The 25,859-nt window shown below is 52.6% G+C and carries 29 protein-coding genes; 11 read left to right on the forward strand and 18 right to left on the reverse strand.

Annotation, left to right across the window (positions count from 1 at the left end; genetic code table 11):
* Positions 1 to 217: 217 nt before the first annotated feature.
* Positions 218 to 1,012 (forward strand): adenosylmethionine decarboxylase, encoded by a 795-nt coding sequence (speD, locus tag INT19_RS18095; RefSeq protein ID WP_030073826.1) that lies wholly within the window; start codon positions 218 to 220, stop codon positions 1,010 to 1,012.
* Between the two features lie 72 nt (positions 1,013 to 1,084).
* Here speD and lpxL read toward each other — a convergent pair whose 3' ends face one another.
* The 12 genes from lpxL to INT19_RS18155 all read right to left on the reverse strand — a co-directional run bounded on the left by lpxL (position 1,085) and on the right by INT19_RS18155 (position 11,746).
* Positions 1,085 to 1,999, reverse strand: coding sequence for an LpxL/LpxP family Kdo(2)-lipid IV(A) lauroyl/palmitoleoyl acyltransferase (lpxL, locus tag INT19_RS18100; RefSeq protein ID WP_193061755.1), 915 nt, complete (start codon positions 1,997 to 1,999; stop codon positions 1,085 to 1,087).
* Positions 2,000 to 2,011: 12 nt separating this feature from the next.
* On the reverse strand, positions 2,012 to 3,112 hold the full coding sequence (gene alr / locus INT19_RS18105; protein ID WP_193061756.1) for an alanine racemase: 1,101 nt from the start codon (positions 3,110 to 3,112) through the stop codon (positions 2,012 to 2,014).
* A 125-nt stretch (positions 3,113 to 3,237) separates the two neighbouring features.
* The gene (gene rpoS, locus INT19_RS18110; protein ID WP_038477648.1) at positions 3,238 to 4,209 is read right to left on the reverse strand and encodes an RNA polymerase sigma factor RpoS; all 972 of its coding nucleotides are present in this window, start codon (positions 4,207 to 4,209) and stop codon (positions 3,238 to 3,240) included.
* Positions 4,210 to 4,363: 154 nt separating this feature from the next.
* On the reverse strand, positions 4,364 to 5,473 hold the full coding sequence (locus INT19_RS18115; RefSeq protein ID WP_193061757.1) for a peptidoglycan DD-metalloendopeptidase family protein: 1,110 nt from the start codon (positions 5,471 to 5,473) through the stop codon (positions 4,364 to 4,366).
* 7 nt (positions 5,474 to 5,480) lie between these two features.
* Positions 5,481 to 6,452, reverse strand: coding sequence for a DUF368 domain-containing protein (locus INT19_RS18120; protein ID WP_193061758.1), 972 nt, complete (start codon positions 6,450 to 6,452; stop codon positions 5,481 to 5,483).
* On the reverse strand, positions 6,449 to 7,126 hold the full coding sequence (locus tag INT19_RS18125) for a protein-L-isoaspartate(D-aspartate) O-methyltransferase (RefSeq protein ID WP_095604000.1): 678 nt from the start codon (positions 7,124 to 7,126) through the stop codon (positions 6,449 to 6,451). Before INT19_RS18125 ends, INT19_RS18120 begins: the two co-directional genes overlap by 4 nt.
* Positions 7,113 to 7,859, reverse strand: coding sequence for a 5'/3'-nucleotidase SurE (gene surE, locus INT19_RS18130; protein ID WP_089039633.1), 747 nt, complete (start codon positions 7,857 to 7,859; stop codon positions 7,113 to 7,115). Before surE ends, INT19_RS18125 begins: the two co-directional genes overlap by 14 nt.
* Positions 7,860 to 7,909: 50 nt before the next feature.
* Positions 7,910 to 8,950 carry a tRNA pseudouridine(13) synthase TruD gene (gene truD / locus INT19_RS18135; RefSeq protein ID WP_193061759.1) on the reverse strand — a complete coding sequence of 347 codons (1,041 nt, stop codon included), beginning with the start codon at positions 8,948 to 8,950 and terminating at the stop codon, positions 7,910 to 7,912.
* Entirely contained in the window at positions 8,943 to 9,431 is a 489-nt protein-coding gene (gene ispF, locus INT19_RS18140) for a 2-C-methyl-D-erythritol 2,4-cyclodiphosphate synthase (protein ID WP_089039635.1), read from the reverse strand. Before ispF ends, truD begins: the two co-directional genes overlap by 8 nt.
* A complete protein-coding gene (gene ispD, locus INT19_RS18145; RefSeq protein ID WP_193061760.1) occupies positions 9,431 to 10,147 on the reverse strand; it encodes a 2-C-methyl-D-erythritol 4-phosphate cytidylyltransferase in 717 nt (238 codons plus the stop codon). Before ispD ends, ispF begins: the two co-directional genes overlap by 1 nt.
* Positions 10,144 to 10,497: a cell division protein FtsB gene (ftsB, locus tag INT19_RS18150; RefSeq protein ID WP_193061761.1), complete on the reverse strand. Its 354-nt coding sequence runs from the start codon at positions 10,495 to 10,497 to the stop codon at positions 10,144 to 10,146. Before ftsB ends, ispD begins: the two co-directional genes overlap by 4 nt.
* Before the next feature lie 100 nt (positions 10,498 to 10,597).
* Complete coding sequence (locus INT19_RS18155; protein ID WP_193061762.1) at positions 10,598 to 11,746, reverse strand: GNAT family N-acetyltransferase; 1,149 nt, start codon at positions 11,744 to 11,746, stop codon at positions 10,598 to 10,600.
* 160 nt (positions 11,747 to 11,906) lie between these two features.
* On the opposite strand from INT19_RS18155, the gene INT19_RS18160 reads away from it, so the two are divergent.
* Both INT19_RS18160 and INT19_RS18165 read left to right on the forward strand, forming a co-directional pair.
* Positions 11,907 to 13,262, forward strand: coding sequence for an aldehyde dehydrogenase family protein (locus INT19_RS18160; RefSeq protein WP_193061763.1), 1,356 nt, complete (start codon positions 11,907 to 11,909; stop codon positions 13,260 to 13,262).
* Positions 13,263 to 13,459: 197 nt separating this feature from the next.
* Positions 13,460 to 14,323: a MurR/RpiR family transcriptional regulator gene (locus tag INT19_RS18165; protein ID WP_193061764.1), complete on the forward strand. Its 864-nt coding sequence runs from the start codon at positions 13,460 to 13,462 to the stop codon at positions 14,321 to 14,323.
* A 31-nt stretch (positions 14,324 to 14,354) separates the two neighbouring features.
* Here INT19_RS18165 and INT19_RS18170 read toward each other — a convergent pair whose 3' ends face one another.
* Positions 14,355 to 14,714, reverse strand: coding sequence for a RidA family protein (locus INT19_RS18170; RefSeq protein WP_193061765.1), 360 nt, complete (start codon positions 14,712 to 14,714; stop codon positions 14,355 to 14,357).
* Positions 14,715 to 14,785: 71 nt separating this feature from the next.
* Positions 14,786 to 15,271: an Lrp/AsnC family transcriptional regulator gene (locus tag INT19_RS18175; RefSeq protein ID WP_083006767.1), complete on the reverse strand. Its 486-nt coding sequence runs from the start codon at positions 15,269 to 15,271 to the stop codon at positions 14,786 to 14,788.
* 218 nt (positions 15,272 to 15,489) lie between these two features.
* Here INT19_RS18175 and INT19_RS18180 point away from each other — a divergent pair, with 218 nt between their 5' ends.
* The gene (locus tag INT19_RS18180; RefSeq protein WP_089039640.1) at positions 15,490 to 17,175 is read left to right on the forward strand and encodes a 2-isopropylmalate synthase; all 1,686 of its coding nucleotides are present in this window, start codon (positions 15,490 to 15,492) and stop codon (positions 17,173 to 17,175) included.
* 4 nt (positions 17,176 to 17,179) lie between these two features.
* Here INT19_RS18180 and INT19_RS18185 read toward each other — a convergent pair whose 3' ends face one another.
* A complete protein-coding gene (locus tag INT19_RS18185; protein WP_193061766.1) occupies positions 17,180 to 17,521 on the reverse strand; it encodes a TraR/DksA family transcriptional regulator in 342 nt (113 codons plus the stop codon).
* A gap of 18 nt (positions 17,522 to 17,539) precedes the next feature.
* Positions 17,540 to 18,394 carry a universal stress protein gene (locus INT19_RS18190; RefSeq protein WP_193061767.1) on the reverse strand — a complete coding sequence of 285 codons (855 nt, stop codon included), beginning with the start codon at positions 18,392 to 18,394 and terminating at the stop codon, positions 17,540 to 17,542.
* A 169-nt stretch (positions 18,395 to 18,563) separates the two neighbouring features.
* Between INT19_RS18190 and crcB (INT19_RS18195) the strand changes: the two genes are divergently transcribed.
* The 3 genes from crcB (INT19_RS18195) to INT19_RS18205 are packed head-to-tail and all read left to right on the forward strand — an operon-like array spanning position 18,564 to position 20,321.
* Complete coding sequence (gene crcB, locus INT19_RS18195; protein ID WP_038477702.1) at positions 18,564 to 18,950, forward strand: fluoride efflux transporter CrcB; 387 nt, start codon at positions 18,564 to 18,566, stop codon at positions 18,948 to 18,950.
* Positions 18,947 to 19,333, forward strand: a complete 387-nt coding sequence (crcB, locus tag INT19_RS18200) for a fluoride efflux transporter CrcB (protein WP_193061768.1) — start codon at positions 18,947 to 18,949, stop codon at positions 19,331 to 19,333. The genes crcB (INT19_RS18195) and crcB (INT19_RS18200) overlap by 4 nt, the downstream gene beginning before the upstream one ends.
* 13 nt (positions 19,334 to 19,346) lie before the next feature.
* Positions 19,347 to 20,321, forward strand: a complete 975-nt coding sequence (locus tag INT19_RS18205) for an arsenic resistance protein (RefSeq protein ID WP_193061769.1) — start codon at positions 19,347 to 19,349, stop codon at positions 20,319 to 20,321.
* 50 nt (positions 20,322 to 20,371) lie between these two features.
* Here the strand turns inward: INT19_RS18205 and INT19_RS18210 are convergent, their stop codons facing one another.
* Both INT19_RS18210 and INT19_RS18215 read right to left on the reverse strand, forming a co-directional pair.
* Positions 20,372 to 21,229 carry a universal stress protein gene (locus tag INT19_RS18210; protein ID WP_193061770.1) on the reverse strand — a complete coding sequence of 286 codons (858 nt, stop codon included), beginning with the start codon at positions 21,227 to 21,229 and terminating at the stop codon, positions 20,372 to 20,374.
* A 19-nt stretch (positions 21,230 to 21,248) separates the two neighbouring features.
* On the reverse strand, positions 21,249 to 22,739 hold the full coding sequence (locus INT19_RS18215; RefSeq protein ID WP_089039647.1) for a SulP family inorganic anion transporter: 1,491 nt from the start codon (positions 22,737 to 22,739) through the stop codon (positions 21,249 to 21,251).
* A 529-nt stretch (positions 22,740 to 23,268) separates the two neighbouring features.
* Here INT19_RS18215 and INT19_RS18220 point away from each other — a divergent pair.
* The 4 genes from INT19_RS18220 to INT19_RS18235 all read left to right on the forward strand — a co-directional run bounded on the left by INT19_RS18220 (position 23,269) and on the right by INT19_RS18235 (position 25,847).
* On the forward strand, positions 23,269 to 24,282 hold the full coding sequence (locus INT19_RS18220) for an isocitrate dehydrogenase (protein ID WP_125750946.1): 1,014 nt from the start codon (positions 23,269 to 23,271) through the stop codon (positions 24,280 to 24,282).
* A gap of 97 nt (positions 24,283 to 24,379) precedes the next feature.
* Positions 24,380 to 24,949, forward strand: a complete 570-nt coding sequence (locus tag INT19_RS18225) for a sigma-70 family RNA polymerase sigma factor (protein WP_089039648.1) — start codon at positions 24,380 to 24,382, stop codon at positions 24,947 to 24,949.
* An 18-nt stretch (positions 24,950 to 24,967) separates the two neighbouring features.
* Entirely contained in the window at positions 24,968 to 25,177 is a 210-nt protein-coding gene (locus tag INT19_RS18230) for a zf-HC2 domain-containing protein (RefSeq protein ID WP_226912896.1), read from the forward strand.
* Positions 25,164 to 25,847: a DUF3047 domain-containing protein gene (locus tag INT19_RS18235; RefSeq protein ID WP_193061772.1), complete on the forward strand. Its 684-nt coding sequence runs from the start codon at positions 25,164 to 25,166 to the stop codon at positions 25,845 to 25,847. The genes INT19_RS18230 and INT19_RS18235 overlap by 14 nt, the downstream gene beginning before the upstream one ends.
* The last annotated feature ends 12 nt before the right edge of the window (positions 25,848 to 25,859 follow it).

The following is a 25,859-nucleotide window of genomic DNA, read 5'->3' on the forward strand; positions in this document are numbered from 1 at the left end:
TACTCGGAGCGCCATCTTCCCTGTTTATTAAAAAAAATAGCGCGGCTGGATGCATACCATGCGCTTGGCGGGCATAATACGCTCGCTTGTTTTTACCCCTACTGCGTAGCAAACAGCCGCTTTGCAGAAAGCGACTACAGCATCACGGTGACAAGTTACTATCGGTTCCGGCGCTGGCTCGTCGGGGTGTCTTCATCTGCCATAGGGAGGTTCGGACGTGTCAGATAATCTCCGACTCCACGGGTTTAATAACCTGACTAGCTCGTTGAGCTTTAACATTTACGACATCTGTTACGCCAAAACCGAAGAGCAGCGTGCGGCTTACATTGATTATATCGATGAGCTTTACAACGCCGAACGTTTGACGCAGATTCTAAAAGACGTCACCAATATTATTGGCGCTCATGTGCTCAATATTGCTCGTCAAGACTATGAGCCCCATGGGGCCAGCGTTACGATTCTGATTGCTGAACACGAGCTGGATGAAGCAAACCCAGAGCAAACTGAACCAGGCCCTGGACCGCTACCTGAAACAGTCGTAGCGCATCTTGATAAAAGCCACGTGACAGTACACAGCTATCCTGAGTCGCATCCTGACAACGGTATCAGCACCTTTCGATTGGATATTGATGTGTCTACCTGTGGCCACATCAGCCCATTGAAAGCACTGAACTACCTAATTCACAGCTTCGACTCTGACATTGTCACCATGGATTATCGGGTTCGTGGCTTTACCCGCGATGTCGATGGTAAAAAGCTGTTTATTGATCACGACATTACCTCGATCCAGGACTACTTGGCAGAAGATACCAAGCACGCCTATCAAATGATCGATGTGAATGTTTATCAAGAAAACATGTTCCACACCAAAATGCTGCTGAAAGACTTCGAACTTGATAACTATCTGTTCGGCACATCGCGCCGCGACATTACCTTCGAAGAAGCACGGGACATTGAAAGCCGTCTGCGCAAAGAGATGTTAGAGATTTTCTACTCTCGAAATCTGGACTAACATCTGCTTTCAAAGTTAACGAAAAGCCGTTCTGCTTGGTAGCAGAACGGCTTTTTTTGTTAACGGATGTCGCTAGTAAACGCTTGGCTCACCTTCCGGACGCGTTTTAAAGCGCCGATGAAGCCATAAGTACTGCTCAGGATACTTACGAATAGCTTGTTCGATAAATTCATTTACCCGAGTAGCGTCGGCCATTTCATCACCGCTTGGGAAGTTATCAAACGCGGGCAGGCAGCTGATGGTATATGTCTGGTTATCAGGATTGCGGTGGAACATCAGCGGCACCACCGGCGCCCCCGTCATTCTGGCGATTTTTGCGGTCAGCCTGATGGTAGCGGCTTGCTGGCCGAACAGTGGCGCGAACACGCTGACATCGCGGCCAAAGTCTTGGTCCGGTGAATACCACACAATATGGCCCGACTTTATTCGCCGCACAACACCACGCAAGTCGTGTCGATCAATCGCCTGACCAAAAATTCGCGAGCGGGCACGGGTCATAAAGCGTTCGAATAAGGGGTTGTTGTGCGGGCGATAAACCACATCAGCAGGGAGAAATAGCGAATGCAGTGCACCCCCTAAATCCAGTGTGGAGAAGTGAATTCCCACCACCAGCACGCCCTTGCCTTGCGCTTTAGCCCGTGCGAGATGCTCCTGGCCATGATAAGCCACTCGGTGCCGTAATCCTTCCACGTCACGGCACCAACCAGTGGCTGTTTCCACTAAGCCAATACCGTTGGCAATAAAAGCCTCTTTTACCAAGCGGCGCTGCTCATCAACACTTTTTTCCGGGAAACAGAGGGCAATATTTGTCTCAGTGATATGCCGCCGGCGCTTTATAAAGCGCCATGCCAACAAACCAATTATTTTCCCCACCCATAACTTAAGCCGCCAGGGAAACCAGGCAACAAGATGCATCGCGCCTATTGCAAGCCAGGTTGGCCAATAACGAAGGTGTGCAAACGACTGCGGATATGAGCTTTTAGACATACTGGTAACCGTTTAAACAAAGGCTCCATGGTAGCGGCGCGGCGCTCTTGGTAGCACTCCCGTTAACAGGGTATAGCTGATGGTATCGCAATAGCGTGCTACCTCATCAATTGACAACACAGCACCGTTGCTAGCGGCTCCCCACAGCACCACCTCACTACCGATAGCAGCCTCCGGCACGTCGGTAACATCTACGGTTAGCATGTCCATTGAGACCTTGCCGGCAATCGCACAGCGCTGGCCATTCACTAACACCGGGGTGCCGTCTATGGCGTGGCGATCATAACCATCGCCATAACCTGCCGCAACGACGGCAATTTTAGAACGCCGAGATGCGCGCCAACGGCCACCATAACCAACAGGCTCACCCTCCTCTAGTTCACGGAGGGCAATAATTTCGGAGCGTAAACTCATCACCGGGCGCAGTTGCCGGGTGGTCTCGTTGGCTTCTTCCAGCGGGTCACTGCCATACAGCATGACACCAGGGCGATTCCAGTCGCCATGGGCGATTGGCCATGCCAGTGTTGCAGGGGAGTTTGCTAGGCATAGGGGTGCATCAAGCGCTTCCGCCAATGCCGTTAAAGCGGCCATTTGCTGATTAAAGTAGCTGCCCTCACGTGCATCTGCTGTCGCAAAGTGGCTCATCAAATGCAGCGCGGTTACTTGTGGTGCGCTAGCTAACCGCTGCCAAACACCAAGTGCCTCGTCTAGAGAAAAGCCTAAACGATGCATACCGGAATCCACTTTCATCCATACCGGAATAGGTTGACGGGGTGAAAAAGCCAATAAAGCCGCCACCTGCCACTCACTGTGAACGCTGATCCAAAAATTGTGCTGATCAACGAGCGCCAGCTCGTCAGCGGTAAAAATACCTTCCAGCAATACAATAGGTTTTTTAATTCCCCCTTCACGCAGGCTAATCGCTTCTTCTATGCAAGCGACAGCAAATGCGGGCACCTCAGCTTCTAGCGCACGCGCGCACTCAAGCGCACCGTGACCATACGCATCCGCTTTAATAACAGCTACCGAGCGACTTTGGGGCGCGCAGCGGCACGCTAGCTGATAGTTATGACGCAGGGCGTCTAAATCAATATGGGCCACCAAGGGGCGCATTACATTTCTCACTTACACAGTCAATAGTTAACTTAACGGTTGATCAACCAATGGGCGTCAAAAACAACGCACCGAGCGATGAACTCGGTGCGTTATGGTCGGTATGACACAAGAGCTTATCGCGATTAGCTCTCGAAAATAGCGTTAAGGGAAAGGCCCTGTTTTTCCAATGAGCGGCGCAGTTTCTTTAGTGCTTCTACTTGAATTTGCCTAACACGTTCGCGAGTTAAGCCAATTTCTGCACCAACTTCTTCCAACGTAGCAGACTCATGACCTCGCAAACCAAAGCGGCGTACCACCACCTCACGCTGCTTATCACTGAGCTCATCCAACCAGTGGTCTACGTGCTCACGCACATCGCCATCCACTAAGCATGCTTCCGGCCCTAGCACATCGTCGTCGGTTAACGTGTCGATTAACGGCTTATCGCTTTCGCCACCCATTGGGTAATCTACCGAGGAGACGCGCTCATTAAGCCCAAGCATCTTCTTAACCGTTTCTACTGGCTTGTCGAGATGATCGGCGATCTCTTCTGCTGTTGCTTCATGATCAAGCTTTTGGGTCAGTTCCCGCGCTGCACGCAGGTAAATATTTAGCTCTTTAACCACATGGATCGGCAAACGAATGGTGCGCGTTTGATTCATTAACGCACGCTCAATGGTTTGTCGAATCCACCACGTGGCATAGGTAGAAAAGCGGAACCCTCGCTCAGGATCAAACTTTTCCACCGCCCGGATTAGCCCAAGGTTACCCTCCTCAATCAAGTCAAGCAGCGTAAGCCCCCGATTAAGGTAGCGCCTGGCGATTTTAACAACCAGGCGAAGGTTAGACTCGATCATCCTTGACCGTCCAAGCGGGTCACCTTTACGCGCTAAACGGCCGTAGTAGACCTCTTCTTCCGGCGTTAATAACGGCGAAAAACCAATTTCATTGAGATAGATTTGTGTCGCGTCCAAGCTTTGAGTCGATTGACGCTCATCACGGCTCAACGCTTTTTCAAAGGCGTCTTCCTCCGCGGAGACATCATCGACACTATCCAGCGCCTCTTCAACAGCGTCCAGGTCAACCTCCTGTAGATCCTTCTCCAGCATACTCATGGTAGTATCCCCCGTTATTTCGCCTAACCGCCATTTAGAAAGGAAAAGGTGGCCGCACTCCCTGTGCACTTACACCATTTTTGTTATATGACGCCCTAACTCTAGCTATTCGGGTACCCCAAGCACACCAACTGAAAGGTTCGCTTGGCAATGATTAACGGGACGGCAGATAGTCCAAGGGATTTTGAGGCTGCCCATCACGGCGTACTTCAAAGTGCAGTTTGACACTATCTGCATCGCTATCCCCCATCGTGGCAATCACTTCTCCCGCTTCAACGACATCATTTTCTTTAACGCTTAAGCTATCATTATGCGCGTAAGCACTCAGATACTGATCGTTGTGTTTGAGTAGTATTAAGTTACCGTAACCCCGAACGCCGCTACCTGCGTAGACAACGATACCAGGGCCTGCCGCCTTGACAGGTTGCCCCTTTTGACCGTCGATATCAATCCCAGCGGTGATAGAGCCCCCCTGGCCAAACTCTCCGGTTACCTGGCCTGTTGCTGGCCATTGCCAGTTAACATTATCAACAGGTGTAAAGGTGCGAGAGGAGCGGTCAACGCGAGCGGTTTGGCTCGGCTGCTCAGCCTCAGCAGGCGGCGTAGTCGCTGCTGGCTCAGGCTCTGGGGTTGGTTCAGGTTTGGGCTCTGGCTTAGGCTCTGGCTTAGGCTCTGGCTTAGGCTCAGGCGTTGGTTCCGGCTCACTCGTAGGCTCTGGCTGAGACGCCTCAACAGTAGACGTCGCCTCGGTGTTAGCGGCACTTGCGCTATCAGCCACTTGCTGCGCGGCGGCCACCGACGCTTGCTCAGCACGTTCCGCCCGCTCAGCCGTTAAACGCTGGTTACGCTCAATCGCACTCTCATCGGGCAGTAACCAATCTAGCTGCTGATCGTTACTTGCCACGGAAGTCGCTTGAGGATTCAGGCCTGTTGCGACAGCGCCCGACGCAGGGCGCTCTGGGGCAGAGGAGCCTGCAGACGGGTTACTTGATGCCGCCGCTCCTTCACGCAGCGCAATGGTTTGGCCTGGGTAAATTTGATAAGGCGCATCAATATTGTTGATTTGCGCCAACTGACGATAATCAAGATTGTGCTGCCATGCGATGCCATAAAGGGTATCGCCTGTTTTAACAGTATATTGAGGTGAGTCTGCTACCGCGCGGCGCGCTTCACTTAAATCACGCACTTGTGGGGTGTTTTGCTGCTGATTGGCGCAGCCGCTGACCGCTAACGCCAATACTGACATGATAAAAACCTTACGCATGGAAACCCTACTCCTTTTCAACGTCGCGCGCGTTTCCTATTGATCTATGTCCGGCATAGTGCACTGCGCGACGGTTTAATAACACCACCAATAGTGCGCCAACCACCATTAGTGCCACAACGCCTACCGTTTGTGCAGATGCACCCGACAATACCGCATAGTCACTAGGCAACAGATAACGATGAGCCAACGGGATCATTTGCCCATCAGGGCCAAGCTGATAACTTACCAGTTCTTTCCACGGCCATAACACGGGTAACGAGCCAACAATAAACCCGAGCAAAAGCTGTAGCGTAGAATCATGATGGCGACGCAGAAGCCACGACAGTAGTCGCGAGAATAACGCCAAACCAACAACACACCCCATGCCAAAGAGTATGATAATACCGATATCAAAGCTTCGAATAGCCCCTAAAATGGTGCCATAAAGCCCCATCGTAAGCAGCAAGAAGCTACCAGACACCCCTGGCAACAGCATGGCGCTAATAGCAATACAGCCAGCTATCATGACTACCAGAGCTTCATTACCAATAAGTAACACCAGCGGCATCATACCTGGCAGCGACTTAGCCAACAGCAGCCCTCCGACCATCGGCAATAAATACCAAAATTTCCAGCCTCTTCCCGCCTTGGCGACAACAAACCCCGACGCGGCCACCAAGCCGAAGAAAAATCCCTCAATCAGCAGCGGGTGCGCTTCCATTAGCCAAAGCGCTATATGAGCCACACTGAAAAGGCTAATCGCAACGCCAAGTAGCAGCGGCACTAAAAAGGCCAAATTCAAATGCTGAGCCAGCGCTAGCCAACCGCCACGACGCCAAGCGATGAAGGCGCCGGGGCCAAACTGTTTGATGGTATTAATGAGTTCCTCATAAATACCGGTAATAAATGCGATCGTTCCACCTGAAACACCGGGCACCGCATCGGCTGCCCCCATCCCTGCGCCTTTTAAAAACAGCTCTACAAATCGACGCTTCAATCCACCACTCCTTGCAATAGAGGTACAAAGCGTACGGGTTCGAGCCGACGCTTTTCAAAGGCACTACCAATGCGTTTTATTTGGGTGAGCCATTGGCTACCGTCAGGCTCTTCCAATGGAGCAATGAGCACACCATCATGGCTAAGCTGCTCCAATAGAGCTTCCGGCAGCGTTTGAGCACAAGCGGTTAACAAAATCACATCAAAAGGCGCAGCTTCTTGCCACCCCTCACCACCATCCGCCACTGCCAGCGTCGCTGGGGCATCAAGCCGCCAAAGCCGCTCTGCAGCGCGTTGATGTAATGCATAAATGCGTTCGACCGAGTAAAGCATTGGCACCAGCCGGGACAGTATCAGCGTTTGATACCCCGAACCGGTCCCCACTTCAAGCACACGCTTTGGATTAGCCCGCAGCACCAGCTCGGTCATGCGCGCAACCGTCAAGGGTTGCGAGAGTGTCTGACCAAAACCGATAGGCAGCGCGGTGTCTTCATACGCACGATGCGCCAGCGCTTCATCAACGAACAAGTGCCTTGGCTCACCTGCCATAATATCGAGCACCCGCGCATCCTGAATACCCTGCTGCTCAAGCCGCTCTACCATGCGATCTCGAGTCCGCTGCGAGGTCATGCCTCGCCCGCGCAGCTCGTTGGGCGAAAGCTCAGGCAAAAGCATCCAACCAGTCCTGCACGTCGCTGCGCGCGGGATGGCGCGTTAAGTCAGTTTGTAGTGGAGTAATTGATACATAACCTGCTTCGATAGCAGAGAAGTCGGTATCTTCACCATCATCAGCGTTAGCCGCCACCGGTGCTATCCAGAAGCGCGTACGACCACGCGGATCTTTTACGGGAACAGGTTTCTCTGCTGGTCCGCGATAGCCTAAGCGGGTCACTCTGACGCCTTTAATTTCTTCCCACGGAACATCTGGCACGTTGACATTCAAGAGTGTGCGGGGTGGCAGTGATAGCTGATCGGCAGCACCGATTAAGCTGGCCGCCACTTTCGCTGCCGTCGCGAAATAGCGCTCACCACACAGCGACATAGCAATGGCAGTCATGCCCAAATTGCGCCCTTCCATGGCAGCCGCCACAGTGCCTGAATAGAGTACGTCATCGCCAAGATTGCTGCCGTGATTAATCCCCGAAATCACCAAGTCAGGACGCTCATCCCAGACGCCGTTCACGCCCAGATAAACACAGTCGGCAGGCGTACCGTCTACGCTATAAAAGCCATTATCTAACGCGGTTAAAGAGAGCGGACGAGAAAGCGTCAGCGAGTTACTGGCGCCGCTGCGGTCTCGATCGGGAGCAACCACACGTAAATTCGCATGGGCGACTAGCGCATCATGAAGTGCCCGCAAGCCCGGTGCATGGACGCCATCGTCATTGGAAAGCAGCAGTCGCCGCATTAACGTCTCCTTTATGGATGCCTAGCAAAGATAAGCGCAGGTTAGGCGCATTAAGCAAAATCCGGATGAGCAATTAACTCACTCACCACCGCCGTGGCAAAACTTCCCCGTGGTAAGGCAAATGAGAGTACCACGGCATTAGGTAATATCTCGATACTAGGCGAAATTAACCTTGCTCGCAGCGCCCGATGAGAGCGTTTCACAGCGCTTTTCACCAATCCCTCGCACAGCATTGGATGGCACGCTAACAACCGTTTTTCGTAGTCAGCTACCTGATACTCAGCGAGTTCCCCGACACCCCACAGGGCACCGGTTGGATGAATATCAAGCGCAGCGGCACGACCGATCAGGTCGTCGTCAACGGCGTCAACGGTAAACACACTGTGCGTGCCATCCAGCATGAGCATATCGCCCGCTAGCGGCTGGCACCACGTTCCATCCGTCAAACGCTCGCTCAGCAACTCGTTAAACAAGAAGCTACGCGCGGTGGAAAGCATCATTCCTTGGCGATCATCTCGCTTGCGCCAACCTTTCGCTAGAAGAGCTTCTGCACGCTGTAAATTCCGTCCTTCAGGCCCAAAACGCTGGGGTCCGAAATAGTTAGGCACACCGTGGCGACAAAGCGCCTCCCAGCGGTCAAAAAAACTCGGATGTTGAACTGCTTCACCACTCAGCCGCAGGGTAAAATGGTTCGTGCGATGGACACCGCGTTTGAGTTTTCGGGGATGCCTTACCTGGGCCAACACCGTAATACCCACTGCCGCTAATGATTCGCTCAAATCACTTGGCGCCTCGCGTCCGGGCAAATGCACGCTTAACCACTGCCGCGTCACTGCGACACGATCCTTCATCCCGGAGTAGCCCACATCTCGAAGTGTGACACCACAAAGGCGGCTGACACTTCTTACCACATCTAACGTGGTTTGATGGCGCTTTTCAAGACGTAACCACAGGTGCTCACCATGATTTTCAGGCGTAAAGTCCAGCTGCTCGTCGACGACAAAATCTTCTGGCTGAACGCGATAGCAACCTGGACTAGGGGCACCGAACTCGGCATCTAAGCAGCGCTGCCAAGCGGGTAAATTAAGCATTTAACGCCTCTTGGTGTTCAATCAACACCACTGCCTCAGCGGCGATACCCTCGCCTCGTCCGGTAAACCCAAGCCGTTCAGTCGTCGTGGCTTTAACATTGACCTGCCCAAGGCTAATACCTAAATCTTCAGCGATGACAGCGCGCATCGTATCAATATGCGGCGCCATTTTAGGCGCCTGCGCCATTAACGTGGCATCCAGGTTAACCACACAGAAGCCCTCTGTGTGAACCAGTTGAACCACGTGGCGCAATAAATGGCGACTATCTGCACCAGCCCATGCTGGGTCGGTGTCGGGGAAATGCCGCCCGATATCACCAAGCGCACAGGCACCCAGCAGTGCGTCACTGATAGCATGCAGCAACACATCGCCATCCGAGTGGGCAACAAAACCATGTTCGAAAGGCAGCTTAACGCCACCAATCATCAAATGGTCGCCAACGCCAAATCGGTGCACGTCAAACCCGTGGCCAATTCGCATTAACAACTCCTTTCAGATTCAGAGGATTGGGCTACTTGCGACGCCATGATAGCGGTAGCAAGGGCAAGGTCATCAGGATGAGTGATCTTGAGATTATCACGACGCCCACTAACCAGCTTGGGTGCCTGACCAAGCGCTTCAACAGCCGAGGCTTCATCCGTGACCACACAGTGATTAGCGACAGCGTATTCAAGGGCGCGCCGCAAAAGCGCATAACGAAAAGCTTGGGGTGTTAACGCGTGCCACAGCCGATCCCGAGGCTCTGTTGCGGCACTTAACTGTTCAGCATTAGCCCGCTTCATGGTGTCAGCAACCGGCATCGCCAAGAGTGCGCCACTTGGGTGCTGCTGAGCAGCGTCATAAAGCGCCAGCAAATCAGATGATGTAATGCAGGGGCGTGCGACGTCATGCACCATCACCATATCGTTGTCTTGCGCTTTTATAGCGTGCAGCGCATTTAAAACGCTATCCATTCGCTCCGCGCCACCCGACACTCGTTGCCACTGGGGAAATGGCACCCATTCAGGCTTGAACCAATGATCATCACTATCCAGACACAGCACAAGATGCGCAGTGGGGAAGGCTCGGTGTAGTCGACTAAGTGTATGGGCAAGAATGGGCTTTTCGCCCAAAGGCAGGTACTGCTTAGGCTTATCAGCGCCCATTCGCTTACCTTGCCCTGCGGCGGGCACGATTAGCCACAACGAATGACTCATTCGTCTGTGTCCTCGCTAGGCAAGTTTGGCTGAGTCACTAGCCCCGCATTGATACCCACTAGCTCTGCTTCAATGGCAACACCCGGCACCCAAAAAAACTGCTCATCGCTACGCACCATGCCCATGTCGCTACGAGCACGCTCTTCAATCGCATCCAGGCCGGTTTTCAGGTCGGTAACTTCAGCCGCTAACCGAGCATTGCGCTCTCGCATCGGCACATTGGCAGCCTCTTGAACGGCAACGCGCTCCTCTACCAGCTGCAAATCCTCCCAGCCACCATTACCTAGCCAAAGTTGGTATTGGAGAAGCCCCAATACAGCAAGCAGCGCAACCGTTAGCCATTTATGCATCACCGCATTCCTTTGTTTAGGCCTGAACGAGGCGCATTATGCCATCATGGGCTATTTCCAGCGAGTCACGCTTTATATAGCTGGCTTTATAAAGCGATTTTCATTTGAACGGTAATGCGTCGGCCGCCGCCTCGCGATAGGCGCTGATATGGGCCCCCTCTTCTTGGCAAAATTGGGCGACGCCGGCCGCTAGACCTGGGTGTACAAGATAGTGCAGCGAACGTACCCGCTGGGGCGCAAAGCCGCGCACCAGCTTGTGCTCTCCTTGAGTACCGGGGTCGAACAAAGAGAGTCCCTTTTCCAGACAAAATTCAATGCCTTGGTAGTAGCAGGCTTCGAAATGAAGGCAGTCGGCAACCACCTCGCTTCCCCAATAGCGGCCGTACAACGTGTTCTCGCCACGAAAATAGAGAGCAGCGGCAACAGGCTGGCCATCCAGCAGCGCCTGAACCAATACAAGCGCCTCAGGCATCGCATGACGTAATCGCTCAAAAAAAACGTCATTTAAGTAAGGAGGACGGCCCCGCTCGTGGTATGTGATCGTGTAGCAGCGAAAGAAATGCGCCATCGCTTCTTGCGTAATTGCCTCGCCCTCTAAACGGCGTAGCGTAAAGCCTTGCTCGGCGACCAAGCGACGCTCACGTTTAATCATTTTGCGACGCTTCGACGTAAGGCTCGCCAGGAAGCCTTCAAAATCACCAAAGGTGCGATCTCGCCACTGGAACTGAACGCCTTCTCGGGCAATTAACGCTGGAAACTGGCGCTGCCAGGCATCCACTTCGTTATCTTGTGCAAACAGGAGGTGCCAACTCGATAACGCTTGCTCTTCACAGTGCGTTTGCCACGTCGCTGCTAATAACCCGCGAACATCCTCCGCGTTGGCATCATCGGCAATTAAAGTACGCGTACCAGGCACCGGGGTAAACGGAATGGCACTTAATGCCTTGGGGTAATAATGGCCGCCTGCTCGCTCCAGTGCATCGGCCCATCCCCAATCAAACACATACTCACCGTAAGAGTGGTGCTTGCGATACATGGGCAACGCGCCAACTAAGCGGCTACCTTGCCATACGCACAGATGGCAAGGCTCCCAGCCGGTCGCCTCGCAGACAGAGCCACTGCTCTCTAATGCATGCAAAAACGCGTGTCGTAGAAAAGGCTGGTCGCTACTCACCAGTGCGTCCCATTGGGCGGCATCCACCGCGTCGATAGCGGGTAGCATAATGCATGACAGTGAACGCGAAAGCATGATGCCTCCCGAGGCAAATCATTTAAATGGTGAAAGCGTGACCTTACCACCAACCAAGCTGTCAGTGCTTTTGTTGATGCTGTCATTTCTATTTGGAGTGAGGTATTCAAGTAGCAGGACAAACGACTATTGTTATTAAGAATTAACTCAAGGAGCTGCCATGAAACGCGATTTAATGCGCCTGTTGCACACTCAGCGTCATGCGTCTGGCCAAGCGCCCTTTCCCTCATTAAGGTTGCGACGAGAGCGCTTAGCCCGCCTTGCACGAATGACTAAGCATCACCAGCGGGAGATTATCCAGGCCATTCAAACTGACTTCGGCAAGCGTAGCGAGACAGAAATACGCTTAGCAGAGATTAACGCGGTGCTGCATGCCATTCGTCATACACGGCGACACCTCTGGCATTGGATGCGCCCATACGCTGCCAACATGCCATGGCGCTTATGGCCCGCCCGCGCCCGCATCGCTCCTCAGCCACTTGGCGTGGTGGGTATTATGTCGCCCTGGAACTACCCCTGGAGCTTAGCACTGATGCCCGCTATTGATGCTGTCGCAGCGGGTAATAGCGTCATGATCAAGCCCAGCGAGCACGCCCCCAATACCAGCGCCCTGCTGGCTAAGCTAGTACCGCAGTACTTTACCGATGAAGAAGTATGCGTTGTTGAAGGCGGCCCAGAGATAGCACAAGCGTTTAGCGCACTACCTTTTGATCATCTGGTGTTCACCGGCTCGACGGCGGTGGGCCGCCAAGTTGCACTTGCTGCTGCCGAGCAGTTAACCCCGGTGACGCTTGAACTAGGTGGTAAATCACCCGCTATCGTGGCGAGTGACGCTGATCTGGATCGTGCAGCCGCCTCAATTATATTTGGCAAGGGAATGAATGCTGGCCAGACCTGCATTGCACCGGATTATGTACTCGTAGAAAGCCGCCACCTGGAAGCACTTATTCAGGCGCTAAGTCGAGCTATCGAACAGCAGCGCCCCAGCGATAAAGAGGCCACAGGCTTTGTCAGCCCCCACCATCAGAAGCGCAGTGAACGGCTGATAGCACAAGCGAGAGATCACGGCTGCCGCATTATCGATATCGGGCAACACGCACCAGCGCTCGTTATTGATCCGACCCAAAACCTTGAGCTGATGCAAGAGGAAATTTTTGGCCGTGCACTACCGCTTATCAGCGTTAAAAACATCGACGACGCGATTACCTTTGTAAATACCCGGCCTCACCCACTGGCACTTTATGCCTTCACCGACAATAAGTTGCTGCAAACAACCTTGCGTCACACCACTCGCTCTGGTGCGCTGGTATTTAACGAAACGCTGCTTCATCACGCCGTTCCCGCACTGCCCTTTGGTGGCGTTGGCGAAAGCGGCATGGGGGCTTATCACGGTCGCCATGGTTTTGAACGATTCAGCCATTTACGAGGTGTTTTTTATCAATCAAAACGGGCCTCTAGCTCACTGATAAGGCCGCCTTATAAACGCTGGCTATTAAAATTACTCAGGATTGGCTAAAGCTGATGAATAACAGCCTACCACCGGTTCCGAAGCCTCCTTACCTGGAGGCTAAACAAGGCTAGGCAATCGTTTAGCGACGGAGTTTATTCCCCTAGCCGAAGCGAGTGGTGATATTCTTTTAGCCAACGCTTTTTTACCTGGTGCAACGAATTGGGCACCCAACGTTCAAAAAAACATTGCCATGGAGGCTATTGATGGCGCATGACCTGCTTGACCGCTTACGCGAACGCTTAGAAGAATTAAACCGCTCAGAACGCAAAGTTGCCAATGTCATCCTGGAGGACCCAGCAGTAGCCACCAGCTTGAGCATTGCAAGCCTTGCCCAAGCGGCCAGCGTCAGCGAGCCCACGGTCAATCGGTTCTGCCGCAACTTCGGCGCCAAAGGCTACCCCGATTTTAAAATCAAACTTGCCCAAAGCCTCGCAGGCGGAACGCCCTATGTGACGCGCGCTGTCGAGCCTGGCGATACAGCAACGCAGTATACCCATAAGATTTTTGGCGCGACGATTGCCGCCCTGGACGAAGCCCAGCGTGAGGTCGATATGGCCGCCGTTGAGCGCATGGTTGATTATCTTACTCAAGCAAAGCAGATCCATTTCTTTGGCTTGGGTGCTTCAGGTGCCGTCGCCCAGGATGCCCAGCACAAATTCTTCCGCTTTAACTTGCCCGTCATGGCCTATGTAGATGTGCTGATGCAGCGCATGGTGGCTGCCGCCTGCCATACCGGTGACGTAGTGGTGATTATCTCGTACACAGGCCGCACCAGAGAACTGGTCGATATCGCACGCGTTGCTCGCGAAGCAGGCGCCGTGGTGCTGGGGATCACCGCCCCGAACTCGCCGCTTTCCTTGGAATGTACCTCGACTCTCGAAGTCGCTACCCCCGAGGACACCGACCACTATATGCCCATGACCTCGCGGATGATTCAACTAACGCTGATCGATGCCTTAGCCACTGGGGTTACCCTCAGGCGCGGCGAAGACTTCCTACCGCACCTGAAGAAAATCAAAGATAGCCTGCGCGATACCCGCTTTCCTGTGGAAAAGACAGGTAAGTAATCAGTAAGACAGCTATCGCTGATACGGCCCTTTAACTGCTGACGGCAGTGGTAACGGTAATTTCTACTTTTAACTCATCAGCAGGCAGCTGCGCGCATACACAGGTGCGTGCCGGTGCATAGCCTTCGGGCACCCAGGCATCCCACACCTCGTTCATTGCAGCAAAATCATTACCGTCTTTAAGGTAGATGGTCGCGCTCAGTAGCTGCTCGCGGCTGGAGCCAATTTCTTTTAGCAAGGCATCAACCCGTGCCAGCATACTCTCGGTTTGCTCCTTAATTCCTTCGTGGCGCGCTTCAGGACCGCTTACCTGACCACACAAATAGGCCACACCTTGATGAATAACGGCACGGCTCATACGGGCTTTTGTATCATGGCGCTGAATTGTCATAGTTCAATCTCCTAGGTAAGACAAAAAAAGCAGTGTAAACCGCCACCGCTTCGTTGCCTATGCCTTCTTAATCAAGCGCGCTCCGTAGGCACCGGACGATGCTCAAAGACTCGTCGCAAAACAAAGCTGGTGTGGGCTCCGGTGACGCCTTCAATACGGTTGATCACGTGCAGTAAGAGGTGCTGATAATCGTCCATATCACGAACCAGTATCTTGAGCTGAAAATCTGCCGCTTGGCCGGTGATAATCAAACACTCAATCACGTTGGGAATTTTACGAATATGACGTTCGAAGTTATCAAACCGTTCAGGCGTATGTTGATCCATTGAAATGTGCAGCAACACCATCAGTTGATAGCCTAACTGTCGTGCATCAACATCGGCCCGATATTGGGTAATTAAGCCGTGCTCCTCTAGCGCACGCACCCGGCGCAAGCAAGGTGAAGGGGAAAGCCCAATGCGCTCGGCTAACTCCTGGTTACTAATCCGCCCTTCCTGCTGTAACACATTCAGAATGTGGCGATCAAAACGATCAAGTTCAAGCGGCACGACAGGCATAACAAGCAGCTCCTACCAATAAAAAATAACAATACGACATTTATTGCCAATTATTGGCGATAAAACCATATTTTCGCAATAACCTTTCGCCTTACTTCAAGTAAACTGTATTGACTGTCACAAGCAGTCCCTACACGGTGCCTTACCCAGACACCTGTTAACGCGGCTTACGCCACAAGCGGCCGTCCAACTAACTTACCGCCTTCAGGAAACTCACCATGTCTGCTTTTGATCATCGCAAATACCGCCCTGCTCCGCGTGTTCCCGCTTTCAACCGCCAATGGCCTGACCGTGACTTAACGCAAGCGCCCATTTGGCTAAGTGAAGACCTACGCGATGGCAACCAGGCGCTACTAGAGCCGATGACGGTTGAGCAAAAGCAACGCTTTTGGCAGCAGATTATTAAGGTAGGTATTAAAGAAGTGATGGTGGGCTTTCCCTCAGCTAGCCAACCAGACTACGACTTTGTCCGCTGGCTAATTGAAGAAGACCAAATTCCAGACGATGTCACTATTGCGGTACTCGTGCAGTGCCGTGAACACTTAATCGAGAAAACCTTTGCATCGCTGACGGGCGTCAAGCGCGCCATTATTCACCTGTATAACTCCACTTCGACCATCCAGCGCGAGCGGGTGTTTGAGATGGATCGAGCTGGCATTACCGATATTGCCGTGCAAGGCGCTACCTGGGTGAAGACCTATGCTGCCCAACACCCAGATGCTGACTGGCGTTTCCAATATTCGCCGGAAAGCTTCTCTAGCACTGAAATCGATTTTTCACTGGCCATCTGCGAAGCGGTGATGGATGTCTGGCAGCCAACGCCTGACAACAAATGCATCCTCAACTTGCCCACCACGGTAGAAGTTGCGGGGCCGCATCATCATGCTGACCAGATTGAATACTTTTGCCAGCACATCAGCCGTCGCGACAGCGTGATTATTTCGGTACATACCCACAACGACCGTGGTGGTGCAGTTGCTTCAGCAGAATTGGCACTGTTGGCGGGAGCTGACCGCGTCGAAGGCACGCTACTGGGTAACGGCGAGCGCACCGGCAATATGGACATTGTTACCTTGGCGATGAACCTATACAGCCAAGGCATCGACCCGCAGCTGGATCTTTCCAACCCAGACGAGATCGTTCAGGTGGTGCATGAGTGTACTGGTATTACTATGCACCCGCGCCACCCTTGGGTCGGCGAGATGGTGTATACCGCGTTTTCTGGCAGCCACCAGGATGCTATTCGTAAATCCCTCAAGCATCAAAAGCCCGACGAGCCGTGGCAAGTGGCTTACCTACCCATTGACCCGCATGATATTGGCCGCGACTACCAAGCCGTTATCCGGGTGAATAGCCAGTCTGGGAAAGGCGGCATGGCCTTTTTGCTGGAGCGAGACTACGGCATTAATTTACCGCGTTGGATGATGCTGGCCCTTGCCCCTTACGTGCAACAAGAGAGCGAGCGCCGCAACGGCGAGCTTTCCAGTGAAATCATTCGCCAAGTGATGTTTGATAATTTCACTCAGGATGCGCCACTGGCATTGGCCGATTACCGGCTATCAAAAGGCCAGCACGAGGGAATAGAAATAACCCTTTGGCAAGGCGCTGAAACACTGCGCTTGTCAGGTACCGGCAACGGCGCAATGTCATCCTTCACTGATGCCTGGAAGAAGCATTCGGGCAGCAACGTAGCCATTATTGACTACAGTGAGCACTCCTTGGGTGGCGACAGCGAAGCCAATGCGATTGCCTTTGTGCAGTTGAATATTGATGGACAACGACTTTGCGCCGTGGCCGAAGATAGTGACACCGTTAGCGCATCGCTGAAGGCGTTGCTGTCAGGCATTAATATGGCGCAGGCCACCAAGCAGCATCAGCAGAAAGACGCTGCTATTGAGGCCTAAGCGCTTACTCAGCACACTCGATACATGTCAGCACTAACGGGTCCCAGGTGAGGCGTTTGGCACCAATCCATTCGCCACACTCGATGCACTCGCCAAAATTCTCTTGCTCAATACGCTGCAAGGCGCCGCTGATACGCTTAAGCGTCATTTGGCGGCGCTGCTCTTCTGCCTTTGCCATGGCTTGGCCCTGCAGCGCATCCATACGTGACAGCCGCCCTACCGACGTTTGATCAAGCACCACCGTCTCTCTTGAAGACGCGCTTTCAATGCTCTCCTCTCGCAAAGAAACCTCTAGCGCTAACAGCTTTTGGCGTATCGCGGCTGTGTCTACCTCAGGGTGGTTCATCTGCGTCTCCTAGTGACCTCAGCGCAGAATCAGCACCGGCAAATGGGCATTGCGTAGCATGGCGGTCGTCGTACTGCCCACTAACAAGTGACGAATACGCGAATGGCCATAGGCACCCATGACCAACAGGTCAATACCGTGCTCCTGCTTGTAAGCGCGCAAGGTTTCTTCCACTTCACCAGCGCGAATTGCGCCTTCAGCGTGGTGGCCAGCAGACTCAAGAACACCGATTGCCCACTCAAGCTGTGATCGGTTTTCTGCCGTCTCAGCGCCCACGATCACAACATGGCAGGCAGCGCCTTCAAAGAGCGGGCTTTTGGCCAGCATCTCAATGCCTTTGCGGGCCGTTTTGCTGCCATCAAACGCCATCATCACGTTTTTCGGCTGCGTAAACTGCTTAGGCACCATCAATAGCGGACGATGCATCTCACGCACGACGCGTTCAAGGTTAGAGCCTAAATGGCCACTCGCTTGATGCGCAGTTTCGCCACGCTTGCCTAACACCAGTAAGCGCATCTCCTTTTCGTTCTCAACCAAGGTCTCTACCAACGTACCGTTACGCTGAAGGCAGAGTGGATCAACAATACCGGCTTCGATTGCGCGTGCTTTTGCCGCATCGAGCATATAGCGCCCCTGCTCACGGGCAACTTTCGCGCGCTGTTCTTCAATATCCGAAAGCTTTTCAAGCAGATGCTCTCGGGTCCCTAAACCTAAATGACCGGTTAGGTCAGGCTCTGCCACCAGGGAGTGGTTATCCAGGGTATGAATAAAGCTTAATGGCGCACCAAGTGCCTTGGCGGCCCAGACAGCATAATCACAGATACTTTCTGAATATTGAGATCCATCAATAGCGGCGAACACGCGATCAGACATAGAAGCGACTCCTTGAGCGAGTGCGTTAAGATTTTTATTATTCTCACTCTTTTTTACACGAACTTATTGACCAACGACACCTTAACGCGTTCTTTGTGTTCACCCCTATCGTTATAGGGTAGGTGGTACACTTAGCCGCCTATCAACGCGGCCAGTTAAAGGAGTTACGATGGGGCATGGTATCGCGAGCATGCTACTGGTAGCACTTGGCGGCGCATTGGGCGGCATGGGTCGCTATGCCGTTTCTAACCTTATGGCCCACCTGCTGGGCAAAACCTTCCCCTGGGGTACCTTACTGGTGAATGCCAGCGGTGCGTTTATAGCGGGCGGGCTTCTTGGTTACTACGGCGTGCCAAGCGCACAGCCGCTGTGGCTATTTACTGTTGCAGGCTTGCTAGGTGGCTACACCACCGTTTCGTCATTTAGCTTACAAACTATTGAGCTGTGGCAAAGCGGCCAAGCGCTGCGTGCCGCCTTAAATATTGCTGCTACCCTAGTGCTCGGCATGGTGATGGCCATGCTCGGTTGGCTGTTAGCTAAGGGGTTGTTGCTATGAACTGGCAAGCTTACCTAGCCGTCGGGATTGGTAGCGGGCTTGGCAGTGCACTTCGCTACGGGGTATCTCTCGTGTCTTTAGCAGTGTTTGGTGGCTATTTCCCCTGGGGCACGCTGCTGGTTAACGTACTGGGTTCTGGGATCATCGGTTGGGTTGCCGCTACCGCCTCACGTTTTCCTAGCGGTAAGCTTGCGCACTGGCAACCGCTGTTAGTGGCCGGTTTTTGTGGCGGCTTTACCACGTTTTCACTCTTTAGCCTGGAAACACTGCACCTTATTCAACAAGGGCTTTCTGGGCTAGCGCTGCTTTATGTACTTATCAGCCTACCGCTTTGGTTACTGGCGGCTTGGCTAGGAGAACGCATGGCGCTTTCTCGTCTATAACCGTAGGTATTTTATGCGCGAGCAGTTAGAGCGACAGCAGTCTTGGATTTATCTGGGTTTTATCTGCTTAGGGCTTACGTTGGGTCTGATAGCTCCCTTACTAGCGTCATCACTTGAACAGCTGTTATGGCCGCTACTTGGCATACTGCTCTACGCCACTTTTACCCAAATACCGCTATTACATATCAAGCAAAGCGTTACCGATAAACGCTTTATGGCAGCGCTGCTGATTGGCAATTTCATTATCATTCCTGCGCTACTGGGGATGTTGGTGCTAGGTCTTTTAGTAGTGGGGCTACCACTTCCCCCACCGGTAATGGCGGGTGTTTTGCTAGTACTACTGATGCCCTGCACAGACTGGTTTATTACCTTCACGCACTTAGGCAAAGGCGATGCCGCCCGCGCTGTTGCGGCAACACCACTGCTGCTGCTCATCCAAATGGCCGCATTGCCCGTTTATTTGTGGCTATTTTTAGGCGGCGAGTGGTTTCAGTTAACCTTTTCTACCAACCTTCTCAACGCATTTGCTGGCTTAATTATACTTCCTTTGGGATTGGCATGGCTGACGGAGTTTGCTGCCCAGCGCTACCATGTCATTAACCAAGCCTCTGGGTATCTTGGCTATCTACCAATACCGCTACTTGCGCTGGTAGTGCTAGTCATTGCCGCGTCGCAGGTGAATAGCGTGCTAGGGCTTAGCCATGTGCTGTGGCAGGTTGTGTTTATCTTTATCGGCTTTTTAGTCATCGCTGGGTTGTTGGGTAAAGCGTTAGGCAGTCTATTCAAACTACCGCTTACCAGCGCCCGAACACTTGCCTTTAGTTTTGGCACGCGCAATTCGTTTGTCATGCTGCCCATTGCGCTTACCCTGCCCAATGGCTGGCAAGCCGCGGTAGTCGTTATTGTTTTTCAATCGCTAGTGGAGTTATTTGGCATGATAGCGTTGATACGCTGGGTGCCCGGCAAGCTAATTCCGAGCCAGCTATAAAAAACGCCGGCCCCTTAGCGTGGTGACCGGCGTTAAAGCGTACGTATTGATTAACGCAATATCAGTACCGGAATTCGGCTACCGCGTAACATCGCTGTGGTGGTACTGCCGACCAGCAAGTGGCGAATACGCGAGTGGCCATAAGCGCCCATCACTAGAAGGTCGATCGCATGCTCCTGCTCGTACGCTTGCAAGGTGTCGTCTACCTCACCGGAACGGATGGCGCCTTCGGCTTGGTGGCCGGCATCGCGTAGCGTCGTCAACGCCCAATCAAGCTCGCTGCGATGCTCGGCGGTTTCAGCACCCACAATCAGCACATGGCATTCGGCACCGGTAAATAACGGCGAACGCGCCAGCATTTCCACCCCTTTACGGGCAGTTTTGCTACCGTCAAACGCAATCAGTACCTTTTCAGGTTGCTTAAAGGCTTTGGGCACCATGAGCATTGGGCGATGCATTTCACGCACCACACGCTCAAGGTTAGAACCTAGGTGGCCGCTGGCGTGGTGAGCGGTTTCACCACGCTTGCCTACCACCAACAAACGTATGTCTTTCTCTAGCTCTACCAAGGTTTCGACCAGCGTGCCGTTAAGCTGGCGAATAATGGGATCAGCGACTCCATCTTCTACTGCCCGTGCCTTGGCAGCTTCCAGCATCAGCTTGCCTTGTTCACGGTTTACCTTAGCGCGCTGTTCATCAAGCTCAGAAAGCTCTTTCATCAAGCGCTCGCGGGCACCAAATCTTAGGTTACCCGACAAATTTTGCTCTGCTGGCACATCAGAATGATTATCCACCACATGCACAAAGCTAAGCGGCGCATTTAATGCCAAGCTTGCCCAAGCGGCGTAGTCACAGACGCTTTCTGCATACTGGGAGCCATCAATCGCGGCGAGTACGTGTTCAGTCATATCGCTCTCCTTGCGGTGGTTAGTGGCCGCCCATTAGCTTTTCAACTGCTTCAGGGTCGTTGTGTACCGCGTAACGATCTACCACGGTGGCACTGGCTTCACTCAAGCCCACCAGCTCCACCTCAGTACCTTCACGACGGAACTTAATCACCACGCGGTCCAGGGCCTGAACAGCGGTAATATCCCAGAAGTGGGCACGGGAAAGGTTGATGGTGACCTTATCGATGCTCTCTTTAAGATCGAAGGCCGCAATAAAACGCTCAGAAGAGGCAAAGAACACTTGGCCAACTACTTGGTATTCACGCTCTTTACCGGGTTCTACTTCTTTCGAGCCGATATACAGGATGTTGCCGACTTTATTAGCAAAGAACATCGCCGCCAGCAGTACACCGACAAAGACACCAATCGCTAAATTGTGCGTCCCAACAGTCACCGCTACTGTGGCTAGCATAACGATATTGGTACTCACCGGATGTTTTTTAAGGTCGCGAATCGACTCCCAGCTAAAGGTGCCTATCGATACCATAATCATCACCGCTACCAGCGCTGCCATAGGAATCTGCGAGACCCAATCCGCGAGGAAGACCACCATCAACAACAGAACAACACCAGCGATAAGCGTTGAGAGTCGAGTCCGGCCACCGGATTTTATGTTGATGACTGACTGACCAATCATTGCACAGCCTGCCATACCGCCCAGTAAACCCGATCCGATATTAGCGATACCCTGACCTTTACACTCACGGTTTTTATCGCTGGGTGTATCCGTTAAGTCATCAACAATGGTGGCTGTCATCATAGATTCAAGAAGGCCCACCACCGCCAGCATGATGGCGTAGGGAAAGATGATCATTAGCGTTTCTAAATTAAGTGGCACGCTAGGCCATAAGAACATTGGCAGTGTATCGGGCAGTTCGCCCATATCACCTACCGTGCGTATATCCATGCCGCTTACCATATACACCCCGGTAAGCACCACGATGCATACCAGAGGAGAAGGGACCGACTTTCCAATCGCCGGCAAGTACGGGAAGAGATAGATAATGCCTAAGCCTGCTAGCGTCATGGCATACACATGCCACGTCACATTAGTTAACTCAGGCAGTTGCGCCATGAAGATTAATATCGCTAGGGCATTCACGAACCCGGTGACCACCGAACGGGATACAAAACGCATCAGCTCTGCAAGTTTTAAGTAGCCTGCGATAATCTGTAATACCCCAGTCAATAGCGTGGCCGCTAGTAAGTACTCCAGGCCATGTTCGCGAACTAAGGTAACCATCAGTAGCGCCATCGCACCGGTAGCTGCTGAAATCATACCCGGGCGACCACCAGTAAAGGCGATCACTACCGCGATACAAAACGAGGCGTATAGGCCCACTTTGGGGTCAACGCCCGCAATAATCGAAAATGCAATCGCTTCAGGAATTAGCGCTAGGGCAACAACGATGCCTGAGAGCGTGTCGCCTTTGATGTTAGAGAACCACTCTTGCTTACTGAAAAGTGCCATTCAGGGAGTCCATAGTTGAAGGTGAAACACTACGCACTACCGCCACACCGAGGTGAAACGAGAACGCGCAATTAAGCGAATAGGTTGTCAAAACAGTGCTGCATCACGAAGATACGGGGCAGCATCAATAGCCAATGAACGGCCATAGGATGCACAAGCGCCGACATAACGCGATAGGCGTCATGGCGCTTATATAAAGGAGGGAGTTACTTAGGGCGGAGTCATCAGCCCAGAAAAGATGTGAGTAAATGCAGTCATAAGTAATATTCTGTACGGTTGCAATAAGCAAGGTGCGACAAAGCGCAGCATTCTAACAGCATCACAGCCGCATTGCATCTCACGCCACTCTGGTAGCTCACACTGTGATACGCGCTGATACGCCCCCACCTCTACTTAGGCAGGGTGACCTCGCGACTGATTGTGGCGTACCATTGCGCCACCAGAAACGATGACAATTGCCAACGTTTTATGTTGAAGCGGCACACATAGTCACGTGCCGAATATGCCCGCCAAAGAGGAGAAATAGATGATGAGTCAGTCAATTGCGGTGATTAAAGGCGACGGTATCGGCCCCGAAATTATGGATGCCACCCTGCGCGTACTTGATGCGCTGGAGTGCGGCCTGAATTATGAGTTTATCGATGCTGGCCTGGCGGCGCTTGAAAAACACGGTACGCTGATTCCTCAAGAATCGCTTGATGCCATCGAGAAGTACGGTATTGCCCTGAAAGGCCCGCTGACCACCCCTATTGGCAAAGGTTTCTCCTCCATCAACGTGCAGTTGCGTCGTCATTTTGACTTATACGCCAACGTGCGCCCTGCGATTAGCTTCCCCGGCACGCGTTCGCGTTACAACGATATCGATATGATTACCGTGAGGGAAAACACCGAAGGGGCCTACCTCTCTGATGGCCAAGAGATGATTGACGATGGCAATACCGGCATCTCAGTCATCAAGGTAACCCGCCAGGGTTCCGAACGCATTGTGCGCTATGCGTTTGAGCTAGCAAAAAATAACGGCCGTAAAAAAGTCACCGCTGTACATAAAGCTAACATCATTAAAACCAGCTCTGGCCTGTTTTTGGATGTCGCTAGGGAAGTCGCCAAAGAGTATCCCGAGATCGAATTCCAGGAAATGATTGTAGATAACGCCTGCATGCAGCTAGTGATGAATCCGCACCAGTTCGATGTCGTTGTCACCACCAACCTGTTTGGCGATATTCTTTCTGACCTATGTGCTGGACTAGTGGGCGGATTAGGCTTGGCGCCCGGTGCTAATATCGGCGAAAAGGCTGCTATTTTTGAAGCAGTTCACGGTTCAGCACCGGATATTGCCGGACAAAAAATCGCCAACCCTTGCGCCCTGCTGTTAGCAGCCGCCCAAATGCTTGATCACTTAGGCATGAACGAAAAAGGCGACGCGATTCGTCACGGAATTCGCGCGGTGCTGGAGACACGCCGCGATATGGTGACACCCGACATGGGCGGCACCGGCACAACCGATACATTTGCCCAAGCGCTCGTAGAGCACTTAACCGCTTAACTGTTTAGGTGCTTTTCCCGTCACCGCAACGCATTTTACGCGGTGATGGGATCCTTGAGCTTTAAGTCTGACTTTTCTTAGCTTAGGGAAGCTCACATTGCCTATCTCCTCACAGCAAGCTGCCGAACACTTCAGCCATATGCGACCTCGCCTGCTTGCATTTGCACGCTTGCAGCTTAGAGAGAGTGCTGCCGCTGAAGATGCCGTTCAGGAAACGTTGCTCACCGCGTTTGAAAAAACCAGTTCATTTGAAGGGCGCTCAGAATTTGAAACCTGGGTATTTGGCATCTTGAAATTTAAGATACTTGACCATCTGCGCCAGCAGAAAAAACAGGGGCGCTGGCAGCCGCTAAATGACTCAATCGACGAGGACACGTTAGACCGGCTATTCAAATCAAATGGGCATTGGCAGGCCAGCGCCCGCCCGCACGACTGGGGAGAACCTGAGCATATTTTAGAGAACCAGCGCTTCTGGCAAGTGTTCGATGCCTGTTTAATAGCGCTACCCGACAGTATCGCGCGCGTATTTACCTTACGAGAGCTGATGGGATTATCGACACAGGATATTTGTAAGGAACTCGACATAACAGAAACTAACTGCTGGGTTATCTTACACCGAGCACGGTTAAGGTTAAGAGCGTGCTTGGATAACGGCTGGACTCAGTAGGAGCCAATAAAGATGCTAATGTGCCGTGAAGCAACACGTTTGATGTCACTTAAGCAAGATAGAGCACTCACTTTTCGCGAACGTACTGCACTACGCATACATCTCTCTATGTGCAGCGCCTGCCGCGCCTGTAGCCGACAATTTGACCTGCTTCACAAAATTGGTGAGCACCACCCTGCTGTACCAAAAAAATCGACAGAAAGCGGTGGTCGTTATGAGCCTCGCTAGTGCTTTTCCCATCAAAGGAACAGCACTAGCTAGCCTATTTTTTAGCCCGTTATTATTTACAACCGCTAGCGGGCAAGAGATACGCTTTACACCTAACCAAATCATGACCTGGCCTACCCGAAGCTTCGAAGGCGAAACACGCTATTCCATTGTTGAGAAATCAGGCCAACGAGTGCTTGAAGCCAATGCTCAGGGCCAGGCCTCTGCACGCTACCTGGAACGCGATATTAATTTAAATGAAACGCCCTATCTTCACTGGTGCTGGCAAGTAGACTCAATCTATCCGGGCGTTGATGAGACAGCGAAAGCGGGCGATGACTATCCAGCACGGGTTTACGTGGCTCGCAAGACAGGGATTCTTCCCTGGCAGGTCGAATCGGTTAACTATGTCTGGTCCTCTACCCAAGCTCAGGGTGCCTCGTGGCCAAATGCCTTTACTGACCGAGCACAACTGATGGCACTTCAAAGTGGCAATAGCGCGGTTGGGGAATGGGTGGCAGAAGTACGCGATGTCCGTGCTGACTACCAAGCTCTTTTTGGCAGCGCTCCTAGCCAAGTCAACGGTATCGCCTTAATGAGTGATGGTGATAATACAGGCGGCAACGCCACCGCGTGGTTTACCCAACTAGGCTTTTCTAGCCTTAGCACTCCCCCTACATGTCCCCAATAGTCAAACAAGGCT

The sequence above is a fragment of the Halomonas sp. 3A7M genome, from assembly GCF_014897875.1.
Taxonomy (GTDB): domain Bacteria; phylum Pseudomonadota; class Gammaproteobacteria; order Pseudomonadales; family Halomonadaceae; genus Vreelandella.